12 protein-coding genes and 1 tRNA gene are annotated in these 14,336 nt (G+C 71.3%); 3 read left to right on the forward strand and 10 right to left on the reverse strand.

Going from position 1 to position 14,336, the window contains the following annotated elements; translation table 11 throughout:
* Nucleotides 1-59: 59 nt before the first annotated feature.
* From QSK31_RS23270 to QSK31_RS23295, 6 genes are all read right to left on the reverse strand, one after another.
* Nucleotides 60-1,649: a methyl-accepting chemotaxis protein gene (locus tag QSK31_RS23270; protein ID WP_285686404.1), complete on the reverse strand. Its 1,590-nt coding sequence runs from the start codon at nt 1,647-1,649 to the stop codon at nt 60-62.
* A gap of 76 nt (nt 1,650-1,725) precedes the next feature.
* On the reverse strand, nt 1,726-2,199 hold the full coding sequence (gene bcp, locus QSK31_RS23275; protein ID WP_285686405.1) for a thioredoxin-dependent thiol peroxidase: 474 nt from the start codon (nt 2,197-2,199) through the stop codon (nt 1,726-1,728).
* Nucleotides 2,200-2,208: 9 nt separating this feature from the next.
* Complete coding sequence (locus tag QSK31_RS23280) at nt 2,209-3,186, reverse strand: hypothetical protein (protein ID WP_285686406.1); 978 nt, start codon at nt 3,184-3,186, stop codon at nt 2,209-2,211.
* On the reverse strand, nt 3,183-3,896 hold the full coding sequence (locus QSK31_RS23285) for a DsbA family protein (protein WP_285686407.1): 714 nt from the start codon (nt 3,894-3,896) through the stop codon (nt 3,183-3,185). The genes QSK31_RS23280 and QSK31_RS23285 overlap by 4 nt, the downstream gene beginning before the upstream one ends.
* Nucleotides 3,889-4,380, reverse strand: a complete 492-nt coding sequence (locus tag QSK31_RS23290) for a MauE/DoxX family redox-associated membrane protein (RefSeq protein WP_285686408.1) — start codon at nt 4,378-4,380, stop codon at nt 3,889-3,891. The genes QSK31_RS23285 and QSK31_RS23290 overlap by 8 nt, the downstream gene beginning before the upstream one ends.
* A gap of 218 nt (nt 4,381-4,598) precedes the next feature.
* Entirely contained in the window at nt 4,599-5,147 is a 549-nt protein-coding gene (locus QSK31_RS23295; RefSeq protein WP_285686409.1) for a sigma-70 family RNA polymerase sigma factor, read from the reverse strand.
* Nucleotides 5,148-5,219: 72 nt separating this feature from the next.
* On the opposite strand from QSK31_RS23295, the gene QSK31_RS23300 reads away from it, so the two are divergent.
* Both QSK31_RS23300 and QSK31_RS23305 read left to right on the forward strand, forming a co-directional pair.
* On the forward strand, nt 5,220-6,890 hold the full coding sequence (locus QSK31_RS23300) for a copper resistance CopC/CopD family protein (RefSeq protein ID WP_502873001.1): 1,671 nt from the start codon (nt 5,220-5,222) through the stop codon (nt 6,888-6,890).
* 412 nt (nt 6,891-7,302) lie between these two features.
* Entirely contained in the window at nt 7,303-10,956 is a 3,654-nt protein-coding gene (locus QSK31_RS23305; protein WP_285686411.1) for a hypothetical protein, read from the forward strand.
* Nucleotides 10,957-11,151: 195 nt separating this feature from the next.
* Here the strand turns inward: QSK31_RS23305 and QSK31_RS23310 are convergent.
* Nucleotides 11,152-11,227 (reverse strand) — tRNA-His (locus QSK31_RS23310).
* Nucleotides 11,228-11,322: 95 nt separating this feature from the next.
* The gene (gene orn, locus QSK31_RS23315) at nt 11,323-11,913 is read right to left on the reverse strand and encodes an oligoribonuclease (RefSeq protein ID WP_285686412.1); all 591 of its coding nucleotides are present in this window, start codon (nt 11,911-11,913) and stop codon (nt 11,323-11,325) included.
* Nucleotides 11,914-12,219: 306 nt separating this feature from the next.
* Here orn and QSK31_RS23320 point away from each other — a divergent pair, with 306 nt between their 5' ends.
* The gene (locus tag QSK31_RS23320) at nt 12,220-12,381 is read left to right on the forward strand and encodes a response regulator transcription factor (protein ID WP_352244480.1); all 162 of its coding nucleotides are present in this window, start codon (nt 12,220-12,222) and stop codon (nt 12,379-12,381) included.
* Between the two features lie 126 nt (nt 12,382-12,507).
* Here QSK31_RS23320 and QSK31_RS23325 read toward each other — a convergent pair whose 3' ends face one another.
* Nucleotides 12,508-12,948 carry a hypothetical protein gene (locus tag QSK31_RS23325; protein ID WP_285686413.1) on the reverse strand — a complete coding sequence of 147 codons (441 nt, stop codon included), beginning with the start codon at nt 12,946-12,948 and terminating at the stop codon, nt 12,508-12,510.
* A gap of 40 nt (nt 12,949-12,988) precedes the next feature.
* Nucleotides 12,989-14,236 (reverse strand): L,D-transpeptidase, encoded by a 1,248-nt coding sequence (locus tag QSK31_RS23330; RefSeq protein WP_502873002.1) that lies wholly within the window; start codon nt 14,234-14,236, stop codon nt 12,989-12,991.
* Between the last annotated feature and the right edge of the window lie 100 nt (nt 14,237-14,336).

The raw sequence follows: 14,336 nt of genomic DNA on the forward strand, positions 1-14,336 counted from the left end.
GGTCGCCTTGCGGATCGAGCCGCATGACGACCGCCGTGGGTCTGTGGGCTTCCGATTTGCTAGAAGCGGAACATCGACAGGCTCGTCCGCAGGTCGGTGGCGACGCGGGACAGTTCGTCCGCCGCCGCCTCGGTGTGTGCGGCCGCGCCGGTGGTCTCGCCCGCGGCCTGGGCCACCGCGGACATGTTCGACGCGATGTCGTTGGTGCCGGCGGCCACCTCGGCCACGTTGCGGGTCATCTCGTCGGTGGTCGCGGTCTGCTCCTCGACCGCCGCGGCGATGGCCTGCTGAGTCTGGTTGATCTGCTCGATGACCGCGCCGATTTCGCCGATCGCGGTTACCGCGGCCGCCGAGTCGGTCTGGATCGCGCCCACCCGCGTGCGGATGTCCTCGGTGGCCCGGGCCGTCTCGGCGGCCAGATCCTTCACCTCGCTGGCGACGACCGCGAAGCCCTTGCCTGCGTCGCCCGCCCGGGCCGCCTCGATGGTGGCGTTGAGCGCGAGCAGGTTGGTCTGCTCCGCGATCGAAGTGATGATTTTGATGACCGAGACGATCTCACCGGACGACGTGCCCAGCTTCTGCAGGATGTCGCCGGTGACGCCGGAGAGCTTGACGGCCGTGCCGGCCACCTCGGCGGCGCTGTTCGCGCTGCGGGCGATCTCCCCGATCGAGCTGCTCATCTCCTCCGCGCCGGCGGACACCGTGGTGATGTTCGCGCCGATCTGCTCGGAGGCGGCGGACACCGTGCTGGCGCCTTCGGCGGACCGGGAGGCCGACGCGTTCATCTGGCCCGCTACCTCGGTGAGCTGGGTGGCCGACGAGGCCAGCGTGGTCACGTTGTCGCTCACCCCGCGCAGGGTGCCGGTCAGCCGGTCCAGGGCGGTGTTGAGCGCGGTGGCCATCCGGCCGACCTCGTCCCGGCCGGTGTCCTCGAGCCGCTGGTCGAGCCGGCCCTCGGCGAGGCCCTCCAGCACTTCGACGGTGCGCCGCAGCGGGCGGGACAGCGCCCGGCTGACCACGAGGCCGAGCACCACGGCAGCCACCAGGGCGCCGGCGATCAGGGAGATGACGATCACCTGGGCGGTGTCGGCGGCCTTGTTGGCCCGTCCCGTCTGGAAATGTGCGTCCTTCTCCTCGGCGCGGTCCAGGGCGTTGAGCGCGGACGTCATGGCGTCCGCGGCCGGGTCGGCGGCCGAACCCTGGGCGGCCAGGTAGCGGTCCAGATTGCCGGCCTTGGCCGCCGGGATCAGGCCCTCGTCGCGGGCCTTGCGGTAGGTGACGAGCGCCGTGTCGAACGCCTTCTGGTCGGCGGTGCGGCCCTCGACGCCGGCCACCTTGTAGTCCTCCCAGCTGGCGTCGATCTCGGTGTCCAGCCGCTTGATCGCCGTCTCGATGTTGCTCACGTCGGCGGCCGGCGAGTGCAGGATCAGCGACCCGGACATCACCCGGGACTGCTGCACGTCGGCGCGCACCTCGCCGAGCAGGGTGGCCGCACGCATGTTCCCCGACGTCATGTCCTCGAGGTTCGTGTCGGCCTGGGCGATCTGGATCAGGCCGGTCGTTCCGACGGCGATCATCAGCGAGCACAGCACGCCGAAGCTGAGCGCGAGCTTCTTCGCGACGGGCAGGTGGCGCAGCGGGCTCGACATCACGTTCTCCGGGGGTCTCGGGACGGTTGCACCTGCCCTTATCGGAGCCGACCCCGGAAACGTGAGAGAAGGAACGTCAGTCCAGGCCTAGATCACGCCTCAACTTCGCTACGTGACCAGTCGCTTTCACGTTGTACATGGCCCGGTCGATCGCGCCGTCCTCATCGATCACAAAGGTCGAACGGATCACTCCGGTCACTGTCTTCCCGTAGAGCTGCTTCTCCCCGTACGCCCCGTACGCCGTCAGCACGCTCTTGTCCTCGTCGCTGACCAGCGGGAACGTGATCGCGTCGCGCTCGCGGAACTTCGCCAGCTTGGCCGGCTTGTCGGGGGAGATGCCGACCACCTCGTACCCCGCCGCCTGCAGCGACGCCAGCGAGTCACGGAAGTCGCACGCCTGCTTGGTGCAGCCGGGGGTCATCGCGGCCGGGTACGCGTACAGCACCACCTTGCGGCCCCGCAGATCCTTCAGCGCCAGGCTGTCGCCGGAGTCGGTGGGCAGGGTGAAGTCGGGGGCGGCGTCGCCGTGCGCGAGGCGGTTCTCGGTCATGCCCCGACCTTAGCCTCGGCCGCGGGTGCCCTGCTCATCCCTGGCCGGAGGCGCACGACGCAATCGCACCATCCCGGTGAAGACCATGCCCAGCCCCGCTCCGACGGCGAGCGTCACGGCCACCCGGGCCACCCACGCGGGCCCGGCCACCGGCACCACCGCCTGCTGCAGGACGCCCAGGTCGATCAGGCCGCCGAAGACCGCCACCACAGCGCCGGCCAGGGTGGTCAGGAAGGCCGAGCGGGCGGCGAACGCCGAGACCAGCCCGATCAGGCCCGCCGCGTAGGTCGCCATCGGCGCGGGCGCGTCCAGGGTGCGGACGATCGCGTACGAGAGCAGCGCCGCACCGGCGACCGCCCCGCCGGCGACCGACCAGCGGCCCGCGGCCGCCACGCCCAGCATGATCACCGCGGCGCCGGCCCACCACAGCCACTCCGTCGGCGGCGGCAGATAGTCCAGGGTTCCGCCGATCCGCAGCTCCGTGGTCCCCTGCCGGAGCGGGACGACCCAGTCGCGGAGGCGGTGCTCGCGGTAGGGCGCGGCCGCCGCGGCCGGCGGCAGACCGTCACCGAGCCAGTGGGTGCGCTGGTCATGCCAGCGCACGGTGCGATCGCCGGAGACGCGCCGCCACTGCGGGGGTGCGGCAGCGTCGGCGGCCGCCGGCAGGGCGGTCCCGCCCTCCAAGGTCTGGTTGATGTACGCGGCCGGCGAGTGCACGTTCTCGTACGTGCCGTCCGGGCGCACCTCCAGGTAAGGCTCACCGGCGTAGCCCAGCACCTCGACCGTGCGCCCGGTGCCGTTGGTCAGTTCGAGCCGGGCGCCCGCCTCGATCGCCTTCACCGCCAGCCCCGGTGTGGCCGGGGCGATGCCGCTCACCGTCGTACGGAAGGAAGTGGCATCGGGGGTGTCGCCGCCGTGCGCGAACGCCGGTGCGGGCGGGAGCACCACACCGGCGACGACCGCGACGGCCACGAACGCACGTCTCACCCGACGGCACTCGTCAGGGCGTCCGGGGTCGGGTTCCGCAGCTGCTTGCCGTTGACCAGGACGGTCGGTGTGCCGGTCACGCCGCGCTTGGACGCCTCGTCGGTCACCTTGCCCGCCCATCCGTCGTACTTGCCGTCGTTCACCGCCGTGGCGAACGCGTCGCCGAGGCCGGCCGACGTGCCCAGCTCGACCAGCTTCGCATTGTCCAGACCGTCGCTGCCCTCGGCCGGCTGGTTGTCGAAGAGCGCCTGGTGGTACTGCTGGAACTTGCCGCCCTCGGCCGCGGCGGCCGCGGCGCCGGCAGCCCGCGTCGAGTATTTCGTGCCGTTTGACTTGTCGTCGAGGATCGCGATCGGGTGGTAGCGCACGGTCACCTTGTTCGCGCTGATCAGCTGCTGGAGCGTGGCGCCGGACTGCTTCTCGAACTCGTTGCAGATCGGGCACATGAAGTCCTCGTACACGTCGACCATGACCGGCCCGCCGCCGACCGCGAAGGCCGTGCCCTCGTCGACCGTGCCCGAGGGAACGGCGGCACTGGCCGTGTCGGAGCGCTGGCTCGACACCACGCCCCAGCCGATCAGCCCCGCCAGCACCAGCGCCGCGACGACAGCGACCGTGGTCCAGATGGTCACCGTGCGGCGCTTCTCCGCCGCCTTCTGCTGCTCGACGATCCGCTTCGCGGCTGTCCGCTGCTTGGTGCCCTTACTCATCGCGACCCCTCATCAACAGGCCGTCCAGCGAGAACCTCGTCCGCGGACGCCACACCAACAACCCCGCCAGCGCCAGGAAACCGACATCCCGGGTGACCTCCCAGCCGTACGCCGGGCTCTGACCCGCGCCCAGGTCGCCGCCCTTGCTGAAGCACCCGCAGTCGATCTGCAGCCCGCGGGCCCACGCCGAGACGATCCCCGCGATGAACACGACCAGCAGCAGCGCGGACAGCACCGCCGTCAGGCGCACCGACAGGCCGATCAGCAGCAGCAGGCCCAGCGCGATCTCCACCAGCGGCTGCACCGCGCCGACCACCTGGGCCGCCTCGAACGGCATCAGCCGGTACGCGTTCACCGCGCGCCCGCTGGCGGCCAGGTCACCGACCTTGAGCCCACCGGCGATCAGCCACACGGCGGCCAGGCCGAGCCGGGCCACCGTGGAGATCCACGGCCACGCCGCGACCCGCTGTGCGGTCTCCGTCATCACGTCCCCTTAGTCGGCCGGGGCGCGGCTGCGGTTCCCCGTTTACGCCTGGGGGTTTGCTGACTTTTGGCTGGGAGCTAGCTTGCGCGCTCGTACCTCAGCCTGCGCCCTCGTGGCTCGGCTCGCGCGCGTTTGCTCGCGCGCACTGGCTCAGCTCGCGCGCACTTGCTTGCGCGCGCTTGGCTCGACTCGCGCGTGTTTGCTTGCGCGCGCTTGGCTCAGCTCGCGCGCTCGTCGGCGATTGCGGCGGCCAGATCGTCGCGGGCCCGGGCCACCCGCGAGCGGATCGTGCCCACCGGGACCTCCTCGACCTCGGCGGCCTCCGCATACGACATGCCCAGCACCTGGGTCAGCACGAACGCCGTCCGCCGGTCCGGCGACAACCGGGCCAGCAGGTCCGCCGCGCCGAGGCGCCCCGACGGGTCCGGGACGTGGCCGTCGATCCAGGCCTGAGCGGTCAGCCGGGCTCGCAACCGCCGCCCGCGCACCACCGTCCGCAGGTGATCGGCGCAGGTCCGGCGGGCGATGCCGAGCAGCCAGGTGCGGGCCGAGGACCGTCCCTCGAAGCGCGGCAATGCCTGGAACGCGCGCAGAAAGGTCTCCTGCGTCAGGTCGTCGGCGACGCCCGGATCGACCAGCGCGGCGGTGAAGCGCCAGACGTCCGACTGGGTCGCGCGCACGAAACCGGCCTGCGCGCCGGCCCCGCCGTCACGCGCCCTCAGGGCCAAGATCGTCGCCTCGTCCAGGCCGTTTTCCGCCGGTGTCACGACCGCAAATGGTACGCGGGGCGAAACTGGCAGGCGTACCCACGTTGGGCGACCTTGGAGCAATCGGGGAACATGGCTCGCATGTTTGGTGATCGACGATCGTTGCGCCGTGTCCTCGCGACCGGTGCCGGTCTGCTGTTTGGCCTGCTCCTGACGCTGCTCGGCCCGGCCTCCCCGGCCAGCGCCCACGCCGCGCTGGTCGGCAGCGATCCCGGCAACGGCACCGTGGTGCCGGACGCGCCCAACCGCGTGACCCTCTCCTTCAGTGAGTCGGTCCAGCTGCTGGCCGGCAAGATCCAGGTGCTCGCCCCGGACGGCAGCCGCGCCGACCAGGGCGACCCGCAGGCGGCCGGCAACTCGATCACCATCCCGCTGCGCGCCGGCGGCGCCCGCGGCACCTACCTGGTCAGCTTCCGGGTCATCTCGGCGGACAGCCACCCGGTCGCCGGCAGCATCACCTTCTCGGTCGGCGCGCCGTCGGCCACACCCAGCGAGGGCGCGGTCGCCGAGGACGTCGACCCGGTGGTGCGCACGCTGATCCCGATCGGCAAATATCTCGGGTACGCCGGACTCGTGCTGCTCGTCGGCCCCGTCCTGGTCCTCGCGCTGCTGTGGCCGCACCGCCTGTCCCGCACCGGACCGGCCCGTCTGGTCTGGACCGGCCTCGGCCTGATCGCGTTCAGCACGCTGCTGAGCATGTGGCTCCAGGCGCCCTACGCCACCGGCGCCGGCGTGTTCGGCGCCTCCCTGGGCGACCTTCAAGAGGTACTGGGCAGCACCTTCGGCGCGGTCATGCTGGTCCGGCTGGGCGTCATCGCCGCGGCCGCCTTCCTGCTGCGCCCCCTGCTGCGCGGCGAGGGCGGCGAGTCCAAGGCGGACCTGGCCCTGCTCGGCGTCCTCGGTGTCGCCGCGCTCGCCACCTGGCCGCTGACCGGCCACCCGACCGCGTCCCCCGTGGCCGGTGTCTCGGTCGTCGTCGACGCGGTCCACCTGTCCGCCATGGCCGTGTGGCTGGGCGGCCTGGTCATGCTGGTCGCGTTCCTGCTGCCCCGGGCCGACGAGCGCGAACTCGGCGCCATCCTGCCGATCTGGTCCCGCTGGGCGTTCACCGCCGTCGGGGCGCTGATCCTGGCCGGCGTGATCCAGGCGCTGATCGAGGTCAGCTCGTTCTCCGGGCTGTTCAAGTCCACGTACGGACAGCTCATCCTGGTCAAGGCCGGCCTGGCGGCGCTGGCGATCGGGGTGGCGGCCCTCTCCCGCAGGATGGTGCTGTCCCGCTCGACGCCCGGCGGCCCCGGCCGGCTGCGGAAGGCGGTGCTCGTCGAGCTCGCCATCACCGCGGTCATCCTGGGTGTCACGTCGGCGCTGGTCCAGATCCCGCCTCCGCGCACGGCCGAGGCGGCGCAGACCGGCACCACCAGCACCACGGTGACCCAGACCGTGAAGGACAGCACGATGTCCCTGCAGGTGGACGTGTTCCCGGCGACCGTCGGCAACAACAGCATCCATCTGTACGCGTACACGCTCGACAACAAGCCCCTGCCGGTCGTCGAGTGGACCGCCACGGCGGCGCTGGCCTCCGCCAACATCGAGCCGATCGAGATCCCGCTCCTGCGCATCACGGACTTCCACGCGATCGGCGACATCGCCCTGCCCCAGGCCGGCGACTGGAAGCTGACCTTCACCATCCGCACCAGCGACATCGACCGCTCGACGCTGTCCACAACAGTCAAGGTCAACTGAGCGCGGGTATCTCCACGCGGGCATCGCGGAGCGCGTCCGGATCGGGTCCTCCTTCGGTCACCGTCTTCTTGATGACCTTGCGGATCCGCTCCGGGGTTTGTCCGCGGAGCGGGCTTTTTGTCGCGGAGCGGGCTTTTGTCCGCGGAGCGGCTGAGCGGTTTTGTCCGCGGAGCGGACGGAGCGGTTTTGTCCGCGGAGCGGACGGGGCGCAACCGCTCACGCACCTGGCAGGGAGCGCAGCGACCGGTCCCCGGCGGGAGCGACGGTCCGGTCCACGACGGACCCGGGACAGCCTGTTCCTGATTTTGATCTTGGTTGAACCGGCCTTTCTGACTGCTCCGCGCCGCACCGATCGGACTGTTAGCGTCCGTTTGACCACTTTGGTGACATTTTGGTATGTATCGTCTGCGCAGTGACACCCGAGAAGGGGGAGAAGCTCATGCGGGCGCTGCGCACGATCCTCGGCATGCTGTTGCTGCTCATCGGACTTCCGGCACTGCTGATCGGGGCGGGTCTCTGGGCCGCGATGCAGCACCGCGACCCCGGCGGCGCCTACGGCGGACCATTGCAGACCATCGCCACGACCGGCCATGCCGTGGTCGTCGACGACGTGGACGCGTTGCTCCGCAACGATGCTCCGTTCACCCGAATCGGCAGCACCCGGCTCCGCCTCACGGCGACTTCGTCCGGCGCTCCCGCGTTCATCGGCCTCGCGCCCCGCGCCGACGCCGCGCGCTACCTCAACGGCGTGCCGCGCTCGGTCGTGGGCACGGTCGACATCGGTACCGGCGCCCTACCCGTCAAGACGATCCGGGAGGCGGGCATCCAAGCCCCCGCCCGAGTGCCCGCAGCCGAGAAGTTCTGGCTCCGCTCCGGCCTCGGCACCCTCGACTGGGATCCCGAAGCACTCGAAGGCCGCCCGTACAGCCTGGTCATCATGAACCGCGCCGCCCAGCCCGGCATGCAGCTGACGAGCACCGCCGAGTTCCGCCCCGGCTGGCTCAACTCCACCTCCTGGGCGCTGCTCATGCTCGGCAGCCTCACCCTGATGTCCGGCCTGATCGTCCTGGCCTGGCCCGGCAGCCGCCGCGAGGTCGTCTACGTCGTCGAGCCCAGCCAGGTCCCCGACCTGATGAAGGTCCTCGGCGCCCCCCTGCCCCTGGCCCGGATGGGCGGCCGCCACGCCGCCACGAACCGTCCCCGCAGCCTCGCCGACTCTCCTGGCACCCGCTCCTACGCGGGGTCGGGCGCTGTCGGTTCCGGCAGTGCACTCGCGACGGCCGAGGCTCCCGCCCTGGCAACCGCTACCGCCACCGCTCCCGCCCTGGCCACCGCCACCGCTCCCGCCCTGGCCACCGCCACCGCTCCCGGTCTGGCTGCCGTCACCGCTCCCGGTCTGGCCACCGCGACAGCTCCCTCTGGCGGGCTCGCCGGTCCGGCTCCTGCCCTGGCCGCCGACACCGAAGCGGCCTACCGGGCTGGAATCTCCGCGGCCTCGGCTGCGCTCGCCGCCGGGGGCTCCTCGGTGGACACCGTGCCGCCGTCCTGGCCGCCGGCTGGTCCGCCGTCGCCCGCGGCCTACGCGGCAGCGACCGCGCTCCCGGGCCGGCCCGGTGTCCACGGCCAGCCGGTCGCCGGATCCAAGTCTCCCGCCCCCGGCGAGCCGCTGGAGTTCATCGGCGGGGGTGCCGCCTCCGCTTCGGGCCTGCCGCCGATGGCCGGCCTGGTGGGTGCGCCCAGTCCCGCCACCACGTCGGGCGATGCGCTGTTCGGCCGGCCGGCACGTCGCAAGCAGGCCCAGCCGTCCGAGGATGTGCCCGTCTTCGAAGCCTCCGCGGTAGGCGCCTGGGTCGCGGAAACCGCCGCCGCCCGGGCCCGCGAGACCGAGGCGCGTGCCGCCGCCGCCCTGGCCCGCGAACGCCGCAACGCCGCCACCCAGGCCGCGGCCGCCGCGGCTGCCGGTGCCTGGCAGGCGACCGCTCTGCGCCGCATTGACGACCGCAGGGTCGGCCTGACGCTCCCGCCCACCGCCGCGGTCAAGCCGTCCGAGGTCAAGCCAGCCGAGCCGACCTCCGAGGTCAAGCCCTCCGAGGCCGAGTCCATCAAGCCGACCTCTGAGGCCGAGTCCATCAAGCCGACCTCAGAGGTCAAGCCCAGCGAGCCGAAGCCCACCGGGCTGACCCAGCCGCCGCCGAAGGTCGAGCCGGTCGAGAACGCTGCGGATGCCAAGTCTTCAGTGACTCAAACGCCGGATCCCAGGCGGGGAACGGCGGTGTCCCCGCTCGCGGGTCCGGCCAAGCCTGCCGCTACGACCGGGTCTCCTTCGGCAACGACCGCCGGCGCGAAGCCGGTCGCGGAGTCGAAGCCTGTCGCGGAGCGCAAGGCGACCGCCGACACGAAGCCCGCCACCGAGCCCAAGCCGGCCGTTAAGCCCGAGCCGGTTGCCGCGCCGGCCGCCTCGGCTGCTCAGCCCGCGTCGGACAAGGCGACCGGTGCGGCGGCGACAGCCAAACCTCCAGTGAGTGAAACCCCTGGCCCGCGGCGTGAGTCGATGCCGACTGCCGATGCCGGTGCTGCCGCGCAGAGCAAGACCGACGCGGATGAGGGTCAGCCGTCCGGCTTCGCGCGGTTGCTGGCTTCGCTGTCGGCGTCGCCCGCGCTGCCGGGGCAGACTTCGGCGGCGGGCAAACCCTCTGCGGGACCGGATCGTGGCACGCAGGTTACGGCCACGCGCGCTACGTCGGCAGCCCAGCAGGGCACGACCGGCCAGCAGAACACCGCCACGACGACAATGCCGTCGAAGTCGGACGGCGAGACCGCCGCGCTCCGCCAGGGAGCCGCCGACGCGGCCGCCCTCCGCGCAGCCATCGGCCTGCCCAAGAAGCCCGCCGCGCCCCCGACCGCGCCACCGGCGCCGACGGCGACCCCAGCCGCGACCCCGGCCCCGGGCACGACCGTGACCCCGGGTGCGGGTGCGGTCCCGGGCACGGCCAGGACTCCGGCCGCGCCCACGGTCACATCTCGTCCCGCGACCGACGCGGGGCGGTTCCAGACGTCCGCCAAACCCACGTTGGGCGGCCCGGGTCGTTCGCTGCTGGGGGCGGCCATGGCTCGTACCGGCCAGCCCACAGCGGGCAAGACCGTCCTGGAGCAGTCAGCCCAGCGACCGACCACCACCGGTACCGGCGCACCCGTGAAGCCCGGTGACGGAAGCGCGGCCACCACCAAGCCGGCGCAGGCCCCTGAGAGCCCGAAGCCGGTTCCCGCGCAGGCTGCCGGTTCGAATTCGGGCCAGGACCCGGCCGGCGGCGAGGCAAGTCGCCCGACCCGTCCCGGCGCTTCCGCCCAGGCTGCCACTTCGACGCCCCCGGGGACGAGGAGCATGCAGCAGTCCACCCGCTCCGGAGCGCCGGGCGCCACGTCATCCACCCGCCCCGGAACGCCGGGCGCCACGTCATCCACCCGCCCCGGAACCACAGGCGTGGCGTCGTCCACACCGCCCGGCGGCAGGGCGTCAGCGGTGCAGCCCACGCACTACCGGGACTTGACCACGCTGGCCGGCAACCCCGCCGCGAACGAGTCCGGTTCGCCGAGCACCGCGACCGCCCCGGCACAACAGAGCACCGCGACCGCCCCGGCCCCACCCAAGCCCATGCCGGCCCCGACCCGACCCACAGTCCCGTCACCGGCCAGGCCCACCTCACCCAACCGCCCGGTCGTCCCCGAACCCACACCGACCCGCCCGGCGGCCACCACCCCGACGACCCAGCCGGGCACCCGGACGGGCTCAGGAGGCGCAGCACCGCCCGCCTCGGACACCCCCGCCTCGGACACCCCCGCCCGGAGCGAGCTCAACGCCCTGGGCCGCCCAGGTTCGTCGCTGCGGCGGGACTACCCGGCCACCGGCAAATCCGCCACCAAGGGCACTGACGAGGCCAAACAGGGCCTTTCCAGCTACAAGGCGGAGGCCGCCAAGCTGCTGGGCGGCTCCCGCTCGGCAAAGAACTCGGCAAAGAACTCGGCAAAGAACTCGGCGAAGAAGAAGCCCGACCAGCCCACCGACTGATCCCAGCGAACCACGAAGGCCGCCCCACCCACCGGGGCGGCCTTCGTCGCATCCCGGACTCCGCGCACACCATGTCCGCCGCTGACGCGGTCGCGCTGCTGCGCCACTTAGAAGCCCATGACGTCCCGGCCTGCAGCTGCCGGATCTACCCCCGGAAACAGCGAAAGGGCCCCACCAAGGGAGCCCTTCCACAGATGGGGTGACCGACGGGACTTGAACCCGCGACCCCCGGGACCACAACCCGGTGCTCTACCAGCTGAGCTACGACCACCATCGCGGCGCACGGAAGCAATCACCGTGGCGCCCGGCAATCATAGCCGCACCCCACCGGCCCTCGTCGAGCGGGTTTGGGTGTGGCGTGGTGACCTACAACTCGGCAGCGATGGCCTTCGCTTGCTCGACGTCCGGTCCGGGCAGCGGCACGAAAATGGTGCGGCGGTAATACTCCAGCTCACGGATGCTTTCGCGGATGTCGGCGAGGGCCCGGTGGGCGAGTCCCTTGGACGGCTGACCGAAGTACACGCGCGGGTACCAGCGCCGGGCCAGTTCCTTGATCGAGGACACGTCGATCATGCGGTAGTGCAGGTGGTTGTCGAGCGTCGGCATGTCCCGGGCGAGGAAGCCGCGGTCGGTGGCGATCGAGTTGCCGCACAGGGGGGCGGTCCGCGGGTTGGGGACGTGCTCTTTCACGTAGGCGAGCACGGCCTCCTCGGCCTCGGCCATGGTGACGACCGACCTGCGCACCTCGTCGGTGAGCCCGGATTTGGCGTGCATGTCGCGCACCACGTCGGGCATGGACTCGAGCGCGGCGTCGTCGGCATGAATGACCAGGTCGACGCCGTCACCGAGCACGTTCAGCTCCGGATCGGTGATCAATGCCGCGACCTCGATCAGCTTGTCCTTGCCGAGGTCCAGGCCGGTCATCTCACAGTCGATCCACACCAGAAGATCCGCCACGCCGCTCAGCCTAGTCCCCGCCGGTCGCTGTGTGCGGCAGCTACTTCTTTTGTCCGTTTCAGGCAGGCCCTTCCTACTTGTGCGGTCTACCGGCTAAAGTGGTGCTTAACGGACGAAGCCCCCCTTCGGTTACTCCGTTTCCCCCGGTAAAGGGCCCTCCGCGTCGGCAGCGCGGGGGGCTCTTTCAAGATCAAGACCGTTTATGCGTACGCGCGGCTCGCTGCTCCAACCGCAGGCACCACCGACGCGTGGCACACCGCGGCCCGCGCGGGCCGCAGGTCGTGCTGGCCGAAGGCCGTCCTGACCCTGGTCGGCCAAGGCGCGTCCGATCAGGAGATCGCGAAGACCCTGAACCTCGCCGAGGGAACGGTCAAGACCCACGTGAGCGCCATCCTGCAACGTCTGACGCTCACCAACCGGGTCCAGGCGGCGATCCTGGCCTACGAGGCCGGCCTGGGGAACCCCTGACCCGGGCACGACACCGTCGCTGTCCGGAAGCGCTGCGCAGTGCCGCGATCAACCACGTCACCTGAGTCCTGTCTCGTGGATCACTCTGGACCCCGCCTTGCATTTGGGTGATCCACGAGACAGGACTCAGCCGACGGTGTCGAGCCCGCTCTCGCCGCACACCTCGGACATCTCCGCCGCGACAGCGCTGACCGCCGCCACGGCATCGGGTTCACCCTCGGAGCCGGCCGACGCCTTGGCGGTGACGTAGGCGGCGGCAAGCCGCGCGGACGCGTCGGCGATGGGCGCGTCGGCGGTCCCCGACGCGGCGACGATGGCGTCGACCACGCCAGGGTTCATCAGCGTTCCGTCGTTGATGGCCGCGGCCAGTTCCCCGCAGGCCACCGTGCCCGGCTCGTCCTCGGTGGCCGAGGGGTCTGCCGAAGGACCGGCCAGCGGAACCGAGGGAGCGCCGCCGGGTGCCGGCGACAAAGGAGTGCCGCCCGTGCCGGTGGTGGAATCACCCGAGGAACATCCTGCGAGCAGCACCAGCACGGTCACGAGCGGCAACATCAAACGTCGGGGCATAAAGGCAGTATGCCGGTTTCGCACCCATGGGCAGGGAGGGTCAGAGGGCGCTGCCCTTCTTGTACTCGTCCCAGCTCAGGCTCCAGTCGGTCCACCCGTTGCCCTGCGCGAGGCGGCGCTCGGTGCCCTTGACGGTGACCGGGTCACCCATCCGAGTGCGGGCGAACAACCACGCGCCCATCGCCATCGACACGTTCACGCAGCCGTGCGAGACGTTGCTGCGGCCCTGCACGCCCTCGGACCACGGCGCCGCGTGGATGAACTCGCCGCCCCAGGTCAGGCGCTGCGCGTAGTCGATCTCGGTGCGGTAGCCCTCCTCCGGGCCGAGCTCGTCCATCGTGTCGAAGACGGTGTGCCGCTTCTTCTCGATCACGACCATCGTGCCGCTGGAGGACGGGGTCGACTTCTTGCCCAGGCTGACCGGGATGGTCTTGATCAGCTTGCCGTTCTCCCGGACCTGCATGCGCTTGTTCTTGTTGTCGACGGTCATGACGAACGACCGGCCGATCTTGAGGTTGACGCTGATGTTCGAGCGGCCGTACCAGCCGTCGCCCATGGTCACGCCCTGCAGGTTGGCGTCGTACGACACCTTGCTGCCGGCCTTCCAGAACGTCTTCGGCCGGTAGTGCACCTCGGTCGCGCTGTACCAGTGCCAGGTGCCCTCCTGCGAGGGCGACGAGGTGACCTTCATCCGGCGCTCGACCTCGGCCCGGTACTTCTCCGGCACCGAGCGGCCGAAGCGCATGATCAGCGGCATCGCCACGCCGACGCTCGAGTTGTCGCCGAGGAAGCTGGAGACCTTGACCAGCTTCGACGGCTTCTTCATCACCGTGAAGCTGCTCTCGGTGGTGGTGGTCTTGCCCTCCTGCTCGGGGGCGCTGACCGTCACCGTGTACTTACCGCCCCAGCTCATGCCCTTGGCCGGCGTCCACGTGCCCTTGTCGGTGTCGGTCTCGCCGTCGACCTCCTTGCCGTCGGCGTCCTTCACCGTGACCTTGGTGTTGGCCATGTCCTCGCTGGTGAACTTGACCGGCTCGAGGGCCTTGACGCCGCTGGCGCCGGTCTCGGGCGAGCTGACCTTGACGATGCTGGGCGGGGGAGCGGGCGATTCCGCCGGCCCGCCACCCTGGGCGCCGTTGGCATCCGATCCGCCCTGCCAGGAGGGCGACTTGTCGCCGCTGCAACCGGCGCCGAGCAGGACGGCACCGGTGGCCACCAAAGCCATCGCGTACCGCAGGCCGCGTCGCCCGCCGAGCCGAGTCGTACGAGTCACCTTCGTCTCCTTCATCAGGGCCACACCTGGCGCCTCATCCGCCGACCATCTTCCGTCATGAATGGCCGAGCGACCAATCCCGCATTCGTGCCAGGCACCGAACGCGATCGAGGCG

The organism is Actinoplanes sp. NBRC 103695, from assembly GCF_030269485.1.
Taxonomy (GTDB): domain Bacteria; phylum Actinomycetota; class Actinomycetes; order Mycobacteriales; family Micromonosporaceae; genus Actinoplanes.

Excerpts from the sequence above, each read along its gene's own strand:
- QSK31_RS23270 (WP_285686404.1), bottom strand. The coding sequence starts at position 1,649 with ATGTCGAGCCCGCTGCGCCACCTGCCCGTCGCGAAGAAGCTCGCGCTC.
- QSK31_RS23325 (WP_285686413.1), bottom strand. The coding sequence starts at position 12,948 with ATGCCCCGACGTTTGATGTTGCCGCTCGTGACCGTGCTGGTGCTGCTC.
- QSK31_RS23285 (WP_285686407.1), bottom strand. The coding sequence starts at position 3,896 with ATGAGTAAGGGCACCAAGCAGCGGACAGCCGCGAAGCGGATCGTCGAG.
- QSK31_RS23300 (WP_502873001.1), top strand. The coding sequence starts at position 5,220 with ATGGCTCGCATGTTTGGTGATCGACGATCGTTGCGCCGTGTCCTCGCG.
- QSK31_RS23290 (WP_285686408.1), bottom strand. The coding sequence starts at position 4,380 with ATGACGGAGACCGCACAGCGGGTCGCGGCGTGGCCGTGGATCTCCACG.
- QSK31_RS23330 (WP_502873002.1), bottom strand. The coding sequence starts at position 14,236 with ATGAAGGAGACGAAGGTGACTCGTACGACTCGGCTCGGCGGGCGACGC.
- bcp (WP_285686405.1), bottom strand. The coding sequence starts at position 2,199 with ATGACCGAGAACCGCCTCGCGCACGGCGACGCCGCCCCCGACTTCACC.